The organism is Neobacillus sp. KR4-4 (assembly GCF_042136325.1).
GTDB lineage: Bacteria > Bacillota > Bacilli > Bacillales > Cytobacillaceae > Neobacillus.
Genome location: NZ_JBHHJU010000006.1, coordinates 194,629 through 210,536 on the forward strand (window position 1 = coordinate 194,629; position 15,908 = coordinate 210,536).

Genomic DNA, 15,908 nt, shown 5'->3' on the forward strand with positions numbered 1-15,908 from the left:
GGCAAGCATCATGTTTACTGATTTTCACCCTGCCCTGGATGATTAAAATTTGTTAATGCAGGGGTTACAAATATTGAGTTGATATTATTAAGTAGGATAACTTGGTCAATATTGTTTTTCTCCACATATTTTTCGATGGGCATTTTGTTGTAATGGCGGAGATCTAATACATGCGTCTCTTTATAGTGTGGAACAAGAAATTGAATAAATGCATTTGCATAAGAATCCTTAATCACTAATACCTTTTTTCCATTTGATTTATTAGGATTGGTTATTAGCAGGTGGGCATAATCCCCGCCTAAGTAGGCTTGATAACGATTGGTGTACGGATCTTCCATCGTTAAGAAATCCATATTATATAATCCGCTTTTTGTCCGATTTCCCCATTTCATTGTAAATGGCTGATGTTTTTCTTTCAGCTCTGCTACAAGAATCGCATCTGTCATTTTGGCATTGGCACTTGTTGTTTTCCGCGCATCAGAACCATAAAATGGTTTTCCTGATATTTTCCAATCATAATCGCTGTATTGGTAAACTTGATCATCGATTGGCTCATTTGCATTTATTTCAGACATGACATTTTGATAGGCATAAAAGGCAGCCTTTGCTTGCCAATGGTGGTCTGTATAGAAAAACATATAGTCTTCATTCATATGCTTATTTAGTGCAGCCCTGGAGTCAATCGGATGGGACGCTTTTTCAAGCTCCTTATAAAGTAGGTTCATATTTTTTTGACCATAGCTTGGAAAATAGGCAGGAAATTTATTCTCCATCATGGTTGATTTATTGGGCATTAATGCGGTATACACACTGACGTTCTTTTTTGAAAGATGAGCAGCAAGTTCATTAATTCTGCCTGCTGTTTGTTTCGCATCGGCAGGAGTAACCTCAGCAATTTGTGATAACAAATACCCATCATCCGCCACATAGACATCCTCAATAATATTTTGGCGGAAGAAATTCTTATTAATTAAGGCATTTGTTTCAATAAATGAATCACGCATCGGAAATTGATCATTGTAATATTGCTCAAACCGCTTGGAATACTCCCCAGTAAGTAAATTATCCTTATTTAAATCGGGCCTTTGCGCCAGCTTTCGATTTTCTAGTAACGACATGGACTTCGATGGGGTCACAAATGTAAAGATAAAGAAACCGAAGATCGTTAATAGAAAAATAGCTATAACGGCAATGCCTTGTACATTAGCTTTTTTCATAATTCCCTCCATACTCATTAAAACCGGAAATAAATAAATGGATTGAAGGTGGACGATACCACGCTAACAAGCGTTAAAAAGAAAATAACAGCATAACTTGCTGTAACCACAAAATCTCTGCCGCTTGCGATGCCCGTTGTCCCCGGTTTAATAACTTTGTCTTTGAGAACTTGGAATACAGGTGTAGCAGCAATGATAGCAATCAATAGAACGATTCCATATTGGGAAAGGTAAAAGCTTGCCTGCTGGTCCCAAATCGGGTTGCCATTCGCAAAAAACATCACTTTCAAATAATTAAACCCATACGTGAATGTCTCTGCTCGAAAGAATACCCAGCCAATCAGCACAGCAATAAGGGCGTAAAGATGCTGGAATACCCTCGGAATACTTTTGATCCATTTCAGTAAAAATGCTTTTTCTAACATGATTAACACTCCGTAATAAACTCCCCACGCGATGAACGTCCAGGCGGCACCATGCCAAATCCCAGTTGCAAGCCAGACAATGAACAAATTTCGGTAGGTTTTATATGTTCCACCACGGTTTCCGCCTAAAGGAATATATAAATAATCCTTGAACCAGGTACTTAAGGAGATATGCCATCTTCTCCAGAATTCCGTTGCAGAACGCGAAATATACGGATAATTAAAGTTCTCAAGAAAATCAAAGCCAAACATTCTTCCTAAACCGATGGCCATATCGGAGTATCCCGAAAAGTCAAAGTAGATTTGTAATGAATAAGCTATGATTCCAATCCATGCCATGCCCACGGACATTTCACCTGCAGGCATGGAAAAAACTTGGTCAGCGACCCAGCCGCAATTATTGGCTAGAATCATTTTCTTGGCAAGGCCAATGATAAATCGTTTCGTCCCATACGCAAATTTCGATATCGATTCTTTCCGTTCATCGATTTGGTGTGCCACTGTGACATAGCGGACAATCGGTCCAGCAATCAGCTGCGGAAACAACGCTTTATACATCGCCATATTGATTAGGTTTTTTTGTGCTTTCGCATCTTTTCTGTACACATCAATTACATAGCTTAGTCCTTGAAAGGTAAAAAAGGAGATCCCTAACGGAAACGGAATATTTCCCAATTCAATCGTGGTTCCAAACAGTTCATTAATGTTATCGACAATAAAATTTGCGTATTTGAAAACAATCAAAATGGACAAATTCGCAAAAATAGTTACCCCCATTATCCACTTAATCAAGACATGTTTTTCCCTATTTTGATCAACTAATAGTGCAAAAACATAATTGAGAACAATAGAAAGAAACAAAAATAAAACAAACTTTGGTTCGCCCCATGCGTAAAAAAACAAACTAGCCAAAAGTAAAACGGTGTTCCTTAACTTTCGGGGGGCTAAAAAATATAAAGTTAGTGTAAGAGGCAAAAATAAAAATAAAAATACGGTTGAACTAAATAGCACGATTTTTATCCTCCGTGATTCTCTGATTGTTTTTGAAAGCTTGGGTCCTCACCCAGCAATACTTTTTTAACGACCTTCTCCGTGGATTTTCCATCATGCCAGCTGCAGAACCGTTCATAGAATGCAGCGTATCTATCTGAGTACTGCTCACTTATCACATCAATGTTTGCAATCGCATCTATGACGGCATCACTTGTCCGCAGTAATGGTCCTGGGCCTTCATTTTCAAAATCCAGATAGAACCCTCTTAATTGGTCCCGATACTTATCCAGGTCATACGTAAAGAATAAAATAGGGCGCTTAAGATTGGCGTAATCAAAAAATACTGAAGAATAATCAGTGATAAGAATATCCGAAATCAGGTATAATTCAGCAATATCATCATACTTTGAAAGATTGAACGCAAAGCCATCCAAACCTTCCACATTAATATCATCCGCAATAAAATAGTGCATCCTTAGTGCGACTACATAGTCACCTCCAAGAGTTTCCTTCATTTTATGTAAATCCAACTGCAGTTGAAATTTATATTTTCCTGGCTCATAGAAGTCATCATCCCGCCAGGTTGGTGCATATAATACCACCTTTTTATGGTCAGGAATCCCTATGGTTTTCTTGACACGAGCCACAATTTCTTCTTTTTGCGGTGAATAAAGAATGTCATTGCGGGGGTAGCCAAACTCCAGCATTTCGTTATCAAACTTAAAGGCACTTCGAAAAATTTCAGAAGAATAGCGGTTTGGTGATAATAAATAATCCCACGCCCGTGACTGCATATAGAAATCCCGCTTATATCTTGGATTGGCCGAATAGACGTCCTTCATATCAAAAACCAATTTTTTTAGCGGAGTCCCATGCCACGTTTCCAAAAATACATTTCCCTCTCGCTTGACAAGATGGAGCGGTTGCCGCATATTATTGATCCAGTATTTCGATACCGCAAAATAATAATAGTAGGCAAGACTGAATCGTTTTACGATTTTCGCATTTCCAGGAATTTGACGATTTTTATCATTGAAAACCCAGATACACTGATAATCAAGATTGTTTTCAATAATATATTCGTATATATTTCGAGGACTATCCGAGTAGTTTTTTCCTAAGAAGCTCTCAAAAATAATGTAATTCTCCTTCATCGGTAATCTCAAGAAAAACTTATTGTAGATGTACCTTTTAAGCCTAGTGAACCCTTTTATCGCATTTTTAAAGTCCCTTGCTTCTACATGGAATCTATATCCTTTGATGAATTTATTCTTATTTCCAGCCCGTAACTGATTGACTTCCCTTTTAATATGACTAGGCTGCGAAGCAATGCTAGCTGGGTTGAGAATACTCATTGCTGAAGACAATAAGTCAAAGAACTCATCCATGTGTTTTTGGTCGTTAAAAATATTAATAACCTGTCGTCGATAGAACCTGAGAAGCAGCCTGTCCAAATATTCCTTCACTGATTGAGACGTTCCATACTGTTGATTCATTTCCATATAGACTTTGATAAAATCACGAGTTCTCTCTTGGATTGAACGTTGGACCAGACTTGGATTGGAAATGGGGTCATTACGAACCCGTTGAAAATATGTATGGATATTCAAGCTGGGTAAACTCTTTACGTATAAGAGAAACGGGATGATCCCCGATATATCTGTGGCTCCTTCCGTGTCCTCATAAAAGCGAACCTTATGTTCCTTGATGAAACTGCTCCGAATCAATACATTTAAAATACTTCCGCTATGGAATATTTTTTGAGTTGGTTTAGAGGTCACGATGACTTCTGGAGGCTGTGGAACCTCTAAATCATTAGGTCTTAATAATCGTTTAGTTTTTCCTGCAATGGCGGGTGCATCTTCAATATATGATAGAAGAATTTCAATCGCTTTTTCTGCTAGGATGTCCTCACTATCTAGAAAAAGCACAAACTCTCCAGTTGCGGAACTCAAGCCTTTATTCCGTGAGTAGGCTACTCCCTTTTTTGATTCATTTTTTATATAGACCATTCTTTTGTCGTGTTGCAACGTTTCAATGTATCGAGTATTTTCTGCATCCGAACCATCATTTATGATGATAATCTCCAGATTCGTATAGGTTTGTGATAATACGGAATTTAAACAATCTCCGATGAATTCCATGGAGTTATAATATGGGATGATGATTGATACCGTCGCTTTTTGTTTAATATTCATGCTTTTTCTGTCACACTCCCTGAAATTTCGACAATATTCCTATTAGATTTTAACAATTAATCATTGTTATGTATAGATTTTGTTAATTTATACAATTTTATCGGTTTATTAGACGATTTGTGTTAATGAAAATCAAATAAAATGACTGGGGACATAATTGATAGACAAGAATACACCATAAGGAGAAGGATTGAACAGATGAGAAAGTAGTATTTTTTTAGCTTTTTTCTAGCTGTTATTATTTATACAAAGTATCGGGGGAGTCCTTTGAATTTTCAGTTCAATAAGCCCATACCTTAGCCACAACAAAAAGAGCTGCCTCTCTTGCAGCCCTTTTTGCGTTTTATTATTGTAAGTAAATCTTAACTGTATCGCGGTCAAATACCTTATAATTAGTAAATGGTCTGATTAAAATCTCTTATCATTCCAAAAATTCTTAACAATATGTTTTTGCGGGTTATAGACCTCTAGTGTATAACCTTTTTTGCGCAGGTAATCAATAATAATCGGAAGCTGCTGTGCTGTTCCTTTTGAATCATGGAATAGAATCACGATTGGTCCCTTTTTACCTTTAAGTCCGGATTTCACTCTTGATGTAATCGTCTTCGGATTGGTCCGATTATATTTCCAATCAAGTGTATCAATGTCCCAATCCCACATTTTAAAGCCCTTTCTTGCTAATGCATCCCTTAAGGGTTTCTTCATATAGGGTTTGCTTCCATACGGCGCGCGGGTTAACATACTATTAAACTTCGAAACTCTTAACAAAGTTTGCCGTGTCTTCTCCATTTCGACTGCAACGTTCTTTGAACTTCCGCGATATAATTTTTTAACACTGTGGGAAACACTGTGTAATGCTGGATAATTGCCTTCTTTAATCATTCTCTTAACCGTTTTAGGATTTCGTTTGATATTTCCTTCGATCATAAAAAAGGTTGCATGTGCCTGTTTCTTTTTCAAAATATCCAGTATTTTAGGCGTGTATTGATTCGGGCCATCATCAAAGGTCAAATAAACAACCTTACTAGCTGTTTTCTCGCTCGCATACGTTTTATTTGTTGAAAAAAAACAGGTACTTAGCAGAAGCAGCATCGCAAAAATGACTGTGGTTGTTTTTTTTAACATATCTTTTTCCCCCTCTAAAATAAAAAACTCTAAATCTTCTATTCTAAGATATGCATTAGACGCTTTTCCTCAATTCTCGTGCAAAAGAAAAATCCTACGTGATGAATAATCCTGCATGATTCCAAACAACCTATGGATAAAACGAGATTTTTTTCCTGAGGTGAATGATATATGGAAGATAAACCATTTATTTTTTCTAGAAATATGACCGCAATTTCCAAGGGACTTGCCATCGTTTTAATGGTTTATCACCATTTATTTGCTTTTCCCAACCGTATTGAGGCTGTCCATTACAAGCCGATTATGATGGTGGATAACTTACCTTTAGACCAGCTCATTGGTCAGTTTGGTAAACTATGTGTAGCTATTTTCCTGTTCCTCAGCGGATTGGGTCTTTATAAAAGCTTCAAATCAAAACACAAGTTTACCTTCCGCCAGGGGCTGATAAGGGCATTTAACTTTTTTACTATTTACTGGCTTGTCTTTTTTATTTTTATTCCGATTGGACTCAAATATTTTGAGGACACGGTAAGGTATGCGTGGATCCCTAAACTGTTTATTTATAATTTATTTGCTCTGATTCATACCTATAATGGCGAGTGGTGGTTCATCTCTGTTTACATTGAATTGGTATTGCTTTTCCCACTGATTATAAAATTGATTGAAAAATGGCCGACTTTGATAAGTTACCTCTCGTTTATTTTTTTGTTTCTTTCTGCTTTCTTTTTACACATTGACGAATTTTTTTCTAACCTGGAACTAGTTCAGATTGGAATCAATCATTTAGGGACGTTATTTCAGTGGCAAATCATGTTCATTACTGGGATCTACTTTTCCAAATATTCTTTATTTGAAAAAATGGATGCATTTTTCTCTAAAATACATCTAAATAATAAGATCGTGTTTATGCTGCTTCTTGTTCTCTATTTTTATTTTAGACAGTACTCTTTCAAATTTATTATTGAAACAAGAGGGCCTGAAATAGAAGGGATCTATAATTACTCAGATTTTATTCTTGCCCCTATGGTGATCTTCTCGTTTGTGAAACTAGTTCAAAATATCACCATACTGGAGAGGTTATTTCTTCTATTAGGAAAACACTCAACGATTATTTGGCTGACACATACCTTTTTTATCTATTACTTTTTTCAAGAAATCAGCTTTGCTCCATACTATTCGACCCTAATCGTGGTTTGGGTGTTTATCCTAACCATCATGGTTTCGATCGGAATTAACTTCCTAATCGATCTGGTTCATATTCCTTTTTTCAGAAAAACAAGGATGGGAACGTCTTAATAATAACTAATCGCCTGGCTTCCAAATTGTTTCCATCCCTCAACAAATGTTTTGATCGGGCGCTTTTTATTCTTCGTTCCATCCAATGGATCATTGAAATAAACATATTTAGAATCGTACCCAGTGATCACAACTGAATGTTCCTTATAGGTAATCCGAACCGTTCCATGTGAAGTGTACCATGTCTGCCAATAAGTATTAGGAACACGGCTGAACCAGCTCGTATTAATAATCCAGACCGGATGGCCGGCACTTACGTAACTTAAAATCGTTTCGAACGGCTTTCCAGTTAAATTTTTAATCCGATTCGGTTTATATCGTTCTGCTAAGGCTTCAATCGGTTTATTAAAAACGCCTAACCCTGGTTTATTAAAGGTATACATATTGCCGACAAACCCATAATTGGGATGGCCAAAATAGATTTTGCCGTTTTTCCGTTTCATGACAGCTGGGTCCTTTTTCACTTGTTTGGCGAGTGTCATTTTATTTGCCTTTGTTCCTGAATAATTCAACAACATCGCTAAACTCGTCACTTCACACCCACGCGGCAGCTCAGGCATTTGGCGAATGACGGACACATTCAATTTCTGCTTTTTTAGCTTGGGCTGTGACTTAACAATCACTTTTCTTGCTAAACTTTTATTTTTAGCTTGATCGGCAGCATAAACTTCGATGACCGTTTGCTTTTTTTGCTGCGGAATCGGAAAAGAATAATTCCCGTTTTTATCTGCAGCCTTCTTTAAATAATACTTTGAGTTTCTATTTACATAAACGATGGCATTTGCCTCTGCCTTACCTGAGATCGTAAAGGACTTATTGGTCAGGTTATTTACCGTAGGCATTTTCGGCGGCGTTTTATCAATCACACCAGTGGCTGCCTCTGCCTTACCTGAGTTTGCTGTCAATAGCAGCAAACTCAGCAATGGCACCATCCATTTTATTCTTTTCATCTCTCGTCAACCCCTCCATAGAATGATGTAAAAAAGCTAGGGTGAATTCTCCCTAGCTAAGGCGGAAAATTTACATGCTTACACTAAGATCAGTAATATATTTACTAGCGACATATCCAACTCTTCCACCTAAATCAACAACATAGTAATCTTTGTCTATTTTGAAAAAATAGTAATCTTGGTCTTTATTAATATAGGCAATGACTCTACCTGAAATAGTTTTGTCGACCACTGGGGTTTTCTCCTTCATTTTAATGATGCCGATTTGGGGAAGGTTTGCAGCCCAGCCGCTTACTGTCGTTTTCTTTAGGGCAACCACTGATTTCTTTTCAATATATCCGGTCCCTTTTCCAAATTTGACTCCAAACCAAGTACCCTTGGTTGAGATAATTTTCAGAGTTTGGTACTTTTTCAATGTTCCAATCGCAGCTGTTTTGCTGTTATTTTGATAGATGGTAACATCTGCTTTACTCTTAAAATATGGTGCTGACGCCTTTGCTTTGTGATATTTGTTAACTATAGCCGCAACCCCGGCAATGACCTTTTGTGACTTCTCATAGGAAATACCTCTTGTCATGATCGCTAACACGTAAGGGTTTTTGTCATAGACAATCGCTGCATCGTTATAGATTCGGTCCATTGGAATCATCCCAACCTTGTGGGCCACGGGGGTCCCCTTAATTCCGCGTGAAATGGTCGTATTATAAACGGTCTTTTTCAAATAGCCGACTAGTTCTTTGCCTAACGGGCTTCTATTCGAGAATTGATAGAGCCTTTTCGCATAGATTGTTAAATCTTTTGCAGAGGTTAAATTTCTCCCATCCGGATAGGCATACTTGCCGCCAACGCTTTTCATATATTTAATAAAATTTTGTTGTCCGACTCGTTCCTTTAACATGATAAAGGCAATATTATCACTATAAATCATCGCTTTTTTAACCAAATCACGAATGGTGTAGTACGTCCCAACTTTATCCTTTTGAATGACGCCGCTGCCGCCATAATAATGATAACTCTTGTATTTCAGCTTCTGATTCAAATTGATCTTGCCTTTAGCTGCTTGCTCCATAATATAGAGGGCTAGCGGCAATTTAATCGTGCTTGCCGCACGGGTAGAGGTTTTCCCTTTTATTTGAAAGCTCTCACCTGTTACTAAATCCTGGTACTGCAGCATAACTACACCGCCAGATTTTTTTATGTACTTGTTTAGTTCAACAGATACCTTTTTAGTAAAATCCTGATGCGCTGTTAATTCTGCAGCATTTGCCTGTTGGCTAGGGATAATCATTGAAAATACTAAAAAAGCACTAATTATTCCTAGTAAAAAACGTCCTGCCTTCAACTCTTTCCCCATCCTTCTTACATTTTATCTTTCTTAAATTTTAACAAAATTCACAATTTATGAATATAGGATTCTACTATAAAAAGGAAATAGATAGTGGAAAAGGATATCCAATGTGGATACCCACAAAAAAAAGACTATCGGCAAACCCCAATTTTTAGGATTTGTCGACAGTCTGATGCGGAAAGAGGATGTTCCTATTCATTCCACTTTTTTAATTTTTTACTTTACCTTTACCTGCTTCTACATCAAAGGTTAATTCCGTTCGCGCTTCATAATAATATGAAGATAATCCGGAATTATATTTGTCTTTTGCTTCTACAAAAATAGTGTAGGTACCTGGACTTTTTGCTGTCCATTTTAAAGTATTGCTGACCCCGTAATCTTGTAATACGATTACTGCTCCCTTTTTATCAAGAATATAGAAGCGATATTCAGGGCTCCTGCTTCCTTCCGAAGTAGCTGTAAACTGAATTGGATCTTTAAATACCTGTGTACCAGGCTTGTCTGTTGCGACACTCACAGTTGTAACTTTTTCGTCTTGGACTGTTTTTTCAGTCTTTAAACTTACATTGCCCGCTTTGTCAGCAGCTGTTACAACAATTTTCACGCCTGCTGCTTGTTTAGCGATGGTCATTGTAAATTCACCTTCAGCAGTAGCATTTGCTGTGCCAATCTCTTGACCGTTAACGTGAGCACGAACTGTTGCCCCTGCCTCTGCTGTACCTTTAATAACTACATCGTTATCGTACACATCACCGTTAACTATTGGTGCTGCTGGTGCAGTTACGTCACTTACAGTTATTTCTGCTGCTTCACTTACATTGCCTGCTTCGTCAGTAGCTGTTACATTAATCTTCACGCCTGCTACTTGTTTAGCTATGGTCATTGTAAATTCACCTTCAGCATTAACTGTTGCTGTACCTATTTCTTGACCTTCTACTTTTGCGACAACTTTAGAGCCCGTTTCTGCTGTTCCACTGATTACCTCATCAGCTTCAGTCACAGCATTTACAAACGGCTTTTCTGGCGCAGTAGTATCTGCCGTTCCTATTAGTTCTCTTGTATCTCTTACACGGATACGTGTACCCTGTGCAAAAGCACCAGATAAACCAACTGCCTCTAGGGTGTCACCCGTTTTAAGAACTGGTACCTGAACATTGCTTTGGTTGATAATGTATCCATCTGTGAATACTAACACATTACCAGAACCATCATTGATGACATAAGAATTTTCGTCAAACTTAGATACGACTTGACCTTTCACTTTAACTAGGAATCCTTGGTTGGCAGCAGATGTTGCTTCTCCAGTTTGTACTAGTTTCGGCTCGACAGGATCACCTGATCCAAGTTTAATAACATCTTTTGCAAAGCTAGTAAACTCTAACTCAATATTATTATCAAATCTCTTAATGTGACCATAAACTCGTACTTTGTCGCCTGCTTTTAATGAACCATCTGGAACTTCAAGGTAAGCCATGATACCGCCAGTCTCATCTTGTAAGTTAAACGCATCAAAGAAGACGCCTGCACCAGTGGTAACAGTTCCTTCAACGACTACATCTGTGTCATCAACCAGTTTGCGAACATCGGCAATATTTTGCACTTTCATTTCGCGATGCGCTAACCAATTGACAGCGTTAAAAATTAATTCGTCATTGCCTTTTGGTTCATAAGATTCATCCATCTGTTTATCATTAAAAATGTTCATCCCTGAAACAATGATTCGTCCATTTTCGCCAATTTCTTCAGAAGCGATTAACGGAATCGCAGAACCGCCTGTTGCATCAGAAACGGCATCATAAGTGAATCCGCCTAAAACTTTGCCTTGGTACGTTGTTTCATTTCCTTTTGCAAGGATGGTTACTTTATCTGATTCGGTTAATGCCTTATTATCTGCCCCAGATAAACTTGTTCCGCTGTAATAATCAACAAATGATACGCGGTCAGTAATATGGTTGGATACTAATCCTGGATGTACTCTGACTGCATACGGACTGACAGCTGGATCACTCCAGAAGTTTCCACTCTTGCTATCGTCAAATACTCCATCATTCCCCATACGGATAGCTGATCCAATTTCGCTCAGTACTCCGTTATTAATGGAAGGATCCGTGCTGTTGTTGCTCTTACCGGCCATTAATAAGGAACCGCCATTTTTCACAAAATTAGCAACAGCTGTTTTTTCATCTGCTGTTAATGCTTTTCCGTGTGTAAGCACTAATACTTTTGTTGTGCTTAACACTTCATCTGTTAGTGCTGTTTTATTTTCAGCAACCGTGTAACCTTCTTTTTGAAGCATTAGCGTAAAGGCTTTTAAATTATCCTTATACGTTCCGCCATCTGTACTTGTGTTTTCGTTGTTATGGTTCGCATCGATTAACACCTTAATTCCAAGTGGCTCTTTGATCTTTACTGGTAATGAGAATTGAACATCACCAAGATTCAGTCCATCTAAGGAAGTTACAACGGCAATTAACTTATGATCACCTTTAATTGGGCTTGCCCATGTTGCTGTAGCTGTTGCTGAAGTTTTGGATAGAATCGAAGTGATATTGTTTGTACCAATAAGATTCTCCGTCTTAACTTCATCGTAATAGAAATCTACTTTTAGGTTTTTCACGACTTCAGTACCATTGTTCGCAACTGCTGCTTTTAATGTTGCAGGATTACCGCCAACGATGACTCCGCCGTCAATATCGATACTGTTCACTTTTACATCAACTGATTCTTCTTTAGACCAGATTGGTGAAGAGTAAATTCTCTCGCCATCCATTTGAGTAACTTTCACGACAAACCATTGCTGGCCGCCTGTTACCGTATATTCTGGTTTCCAAGTAAAGTCATTTTTCATTGGTGTAATTGAATCGACTACTTTGCTGCCATTTGAGATTAATTCAACTTTAGCAATTCTATCATCTGATTTATATGATGCTGGAAGATAATCATAGTCTGTGCTATTTTTCGCTTCCGCTACTAAGTCGCTTCCCTTAATATCAAATGTTAGGTTCTTACTATCAACCGTTGAACCCATATAGTAGCCATTCGCAGATACATCTAATGTGAAGTTCGGATCTTCTTCCATGTACACGCGCATATTACGCATCGAGTTCATTAAGGAATCTTGTGAAAGATCGTCTGCAACGATGACGGTACGAGCATTGATTTGTCCCCATGTTCCTTCGTGGTTATCTTCACCATACGTAGGAGCAAGGTGCCAGCCTAAATCTAATGTAGAGAAGTATTTTGCTTCGGCATTGGCGTAGCCATAGTGACCAGAACCATTACCTACTTCAAGCATGGTAAATAATTTATCTACATCGCTATTGTACGGCTTAAAATTGTTAAAAGCATTGGCTGACATATCAGGATGGTTAAATTGACCAACGATATTGTCATACGTTAATACCCATGCATAATACTGATTTAAGTCTTGGTATTGCTTACCGTTAATGTTACGGTCAATAAAATTATCTGTTCCAAAGATATTTGAGTGACCCCATGTAGTCGAAGTCATTTCAAAAGCTGGGAATACTACATATTCACCGTTCTTTGTATATTTTGTCGCAAGGTCTTTTGTCGCTTGCCATTGTGTTCCGCCAGTACGTTCCTGCATTCCATCACGGACTACGGTATCAGTACCAAGCTTCTCAGGGTCTATATCATGTGAATGGTCAGAGAAGGCAAACCAATCGTAATTATATTTTTGACCAGCTTTTAGTGCGTCTTCCGGTGTTCCCGCACCATCATGTGAAATGTTGGTATGGTTGTGTGTGGTACCACGATAGTGGTGTCCGCCATCAAAACGTGGAACGATTTCAAACGTCCATTCCTTTTTATTCTCGTTGCCTTTTGTATCTGTTGCAGACACCTTTACCTTATGGACCCCAATTGTAAGATCCTCTGTTGGTGTGTATTTAACCTGCGTTTTAGTAATAGTAGCTTCTGGAGCCTTCAATTCTTTGTCATCAAGCCACATTTGAACAGTTGACTCATCAACTCCGCTTGGATCATTAATAAGAGCTGTAATTTCAGGACGTGGAGTTTCCACTTTTACATCTATTTGTGGTGTCTCACCGCTGAAGGCAGGACCCGTTGTATCTTCAATCACTGCTACCGAATTTGGTGCTGCACCTGTTCCAACTGATTGTACCTTCGTGCCTGCTATAGCTTCGATATAGTAATCAAAGCCGTTTGCTGGAACGTTTGCTGCATCCAATGTTACTGTATAACGGCCCGTGCCGTCATTACCCATTGTCAATGGAATATACTCAGTTGTTGCTCCTTTGGCACGATAATAAACAGTTACACTTTCTGCACCATCGGCATTGGCTACAAATTCAACATTTGTATCTTTGTATACTTCTATTAATGGTGTGTGTGTAATTCCTAAGATAGAAGCTATATCTTTCACGTCACGCGGGAATACTTGGTATCCATTAACGTGTGTAGCATTTGATGTGTATTGACCAACAATACCTGTGATGGAGTAACTTTTACCAATTACTAGATCGGTATCTGGCTTGATGCCAGTCTTCTCCATAACTCTTAGAATAGTAGTTTTATTGTTTTCATCAACAATTGTTACATTGTAATTTGGTGCAGTTACTTCTACTGCAGAAATTTTTCCTGTTACTTTTACAAGGCTTCCTTCAAGAGGTTCAGCTGTTGCAAATGTAGTTACTTCTGGGATGGTTACTTCCTTAACCGTTGGAAGTGCTAGGCCTTCATCCAATTTCTGAATAGCAGTAGGCTCAAACTCTGTCATTCCTTTATAAACGATGACTTTACCTGTAACTCGTAACTTGTCACCGCGTTGTACAGTTAGACCTGAATCAAGGCTTCCAAAAACATTGATTCCGCCTGTTGCATCTTGGATATAGAAGTTGTTCTTCTGTGTACCAAGAATACCGTTTTGAATCGTTACCACACCTTCAACTGTGAAGAACCCGTTAAGATTTGTTAAAATCCCTTTCGAGTCAGTTGCTTTCACTTCGTTAAGTGGAGTGATTGTATTCAACACAGCCTTTTCAATGGCTACAGGAGCACTCTCAAGCATGATCCCTTTTGCTGTGCTATATTGCTGTGTTACATAAACTTTATCAGGAGCATTGCTGTTAATTTTAATGTTAAAATCTCCAGTTGTTCCCGCTGCTGCTGTTTCAAGTAGTTCGGTTGCATTTGCTGTGGCATATACATTGATGACGGAATCCTTAACGGCTGCGCCTGCATTACCGATTAATGTACCTACTCCACCTGATACCATGTAGTTCAATTTATCAGCAGCAATACTCGAGGATGCTTTGGCTACGTCGATTTGAATAGCCGCACTTTCGTCCATATCACCTTGTTTAGCAGACACATAAACAGCCGGAAGTGCTTTAGATGCTGTGAAGCTGATTTCAAAGGAACCGTCAGCAGCTGCCTTTGCTGTGCCAAGTGCTGTTCCTTTAGCTGCTGTTTCATAGATACTCACGGTTGAGTTAGGTTCAGCTGAACCAGCACCACCCTTTAAGGTAGCTGAATTATCTTGTTGTTGTAAAAATTGAATGGTATTTCCTTTTGGCTGCAAGCTGATTACTGGAACCATCGGGGCTTCAGGAGTGCTTTCAGTGTTTCTAGGTGCAGCAACCGGTCCTACATAAAAGTCTGCTGCGTTATCATCAGTGTCCCATGCATTTCCTTTTCCAGGAGCCGGATCAGTATTTGCATATGGGCGGCGCTGAACGCTTGTAGTATTGGAGGGAGCTTTTGTCGGAGCGGGTCCTTCATAGGCATTTGCACCACCAAATCCAACGAAATCAACTGTATCTGTTGGCTTTACACCCGATGCCGCTGTGGTTTTGTCCTTAAATAAAGCTACCTTACCAGCAGTACCAGACATGGCAATTGTACCTGAAGCATCTGGAGTTGGGAGGTCTATTCCAGCAGCACCGCCACCCTCAGAAATAAGGTAATACCCATGTGCAGGAATTACTCCAGTCAATGAAGTTGGTGTCCAACTCGTCCCCCCCGAAGAGCCATATTGAACAGACCATCCTGTTAAATCAACTGGTTGATCCGTCGGGTTATAAAGCTCAATAAAGTCTTTATTGTATGGAGCTGCTGTAGTGCCGCTTCCGTTTCCTCCCCCACCAAACACTTGAGAGATAACAACATGATCAGCCATGTCTGCATGTGCTCTAATGTTTAGACCACTGGGCAAAAAGGTACTGACCAAGAGAAGTGTTGCCATAGACGTGCTTGTCCAACGCTTAAACTTCTTTTGTCTTTCTATCATTCATCTACCACCCTTTGTAGTAATTTCATTTACCTTAGTAAAAAGCGCTTACATCGCTTTCATATCAAGGTATTATATTGCT

At 38.7% G+C, this 15,908-nt stretch carries 8 protein-coding genes; 1 reads left to right on the forward strand and 7 read right to left on the reverse strand.

Annotated elements, in window-relative coordinates; translation table 11 throughout:
* Window positions 1-14 precede the first annotated feature (14 nt).
* The 4 genes from ACE198_RS09020 to ACE198_RS09035 form a co-directional block, all read right to left on the reverse strand.
* On the reverse strand, window positions 15-1,217 hold the full coding sequence (locus tag ACE198_RS09020) for a DHHW family protein (RefSeq protein WP_375375281.1): 1,203 nt from the start codon (window positions 1,215-1,217) through the stop codon (window positions 15-17).
* Between the two features lie 17 nt (window positions 1,218-1,234).
* On the reverse strand, window positions 1,235-2,653 hold the full coding sequence (locus tag ACE198_RS09025) for an MBOAT family O-acyltransferase (protein WP_375375282.1): 1,419 nt from the start codon (window positions 2,651-2,653) through the stop codon (window positions 1,235-1,237).
* Window positions 2,654-2,658: 5 nt separating this feature from the next.
* Window positions 2,659-4,833, reverse strand: coding sequence for a bifunctional glycosyltransferase/CDP-glycerol:glycerophosphate glycerophosphotransferase (locus ACE198_RS09030; RefSeq protein ID WP_375375283.1), 2,175 nt, complete (start codon window positions 4,831-4,833; stop codon window positions 2,659-2,661).
* Between the two features lie 408 nt (window positions 4,834-5,241).
* Window positions 5,242-5,958, reverse strand: a complete 717-nt coding sequence (locus tag ACE198_RS09035) for a polysaccharide deacetylase family protein (RefSeq protein ID WP_375375284.1) — start codon at window positions 5,956-5,958, stop codon at window positions 5,242-5,244.
* A 171-nt stretch (window positions 5,959-6,129) separates the two neighbouring features.
* Here ACE198_RS09035 and ACE198_RS09040 point away from each other — a divergent pair, with 171 nt between their 5' ends.
* Entirely contained in the window at window positions 6,130-7,254 is a 1,125-nt protein-coding gene (locus tag ACE198_RS09040) for an acyltransferase family protein (protein ID WP_375375285.1), read from the forward strand.
* Here the strand turns inward: ACE198_RS09040 and ACE198_RS09045 are convergent.
* From ACE198_RS09045 to ACE198_RS09055, 3 genes are all read right to left on the reverse strand, one after another.
* Window positions 7,251-8,204: a C39 family peptidase gene (locus tag ACE198_RS09045; protein ID WP_375375286.1), complete on the reverse strand. Its 954-nt coding sequence runs from the start codon at window positions 8,202-8,204 to the stop codon at window positions 7,251-7,253. The two genes, ACE198_RS09040 and ACE198_RS09045, sit on opposite strands and share 4 nt — an antisense overlap.
* A 70-nt stretch (window positions 8,205-8,274) precedes the next feature.
* Window positions 8,275-9,546: a serine hydrolase gene (locus ACE198_RS09050; RefSeq protein WP_375375287.1), complete on the reverse strand. Its 1,272-nt coding sequence runs from the start codon at window positions 9,544-9,546 to the stop codon at window positions 8,275-8,277.
* A gap of 214 nt (window positions 9,547-9,760) precedes the next feature.
* A complete protein-coding gene (locus ACE198_RS09055) occupies window positions 9,761-15,826 on the reverse strand; it encodes an Ig-like domain-containing protein (protein WP_375375288.1) in 6,066 nt (2,021 codons plus the stop codon).
* Window positions 15,827-15,908 lie beyond the last annotated feature (82 nt).

Coding starts and splice junctions, on each gene's coding strand:
- ACE198_RS09020 (WP_375375281.1), bottom strand. CDS start 1,217: ATGAAAAAAGCTAATGTACAAGGCATTGCCGTTATAGCTATTTTTCTA.
- ACE198_RS09040 (WP_375375285.1), top strand. CDS start 6,130: ATGGAAGATAAACCATTTATTTTTTCTAGAAATATGACCGCAATTTCC.
- ACE198_RS09045 (WP_375375286.1), bottom strand. CDS start 8,204: ATGAAAAGAATAAAATGGATGGTGCCATTGCTGAGTTTGCTGCTATTG.
- ACE198_RS09055 (WP_375375288.1), bottom strand. CDS start 15,826: ATGATAGAAAGACAAAAGAAGTTTAAGCGTTGGACAAGCACGTCTATG.
- ACE198_RS09035 (WP_375375284.1), bottom strand. CDS start 5,958: ATGTTAAAAAAAACAACCACAGTCATTTTTGCGATGCTGCTTCTGCTA.
- ACE198_RS09030 (WP_375375283.1), bottom strand. CDS start 4,833: ATGAATATTAAACAAAAAGCGACGGTATCAATCATCATCCCATATTAT.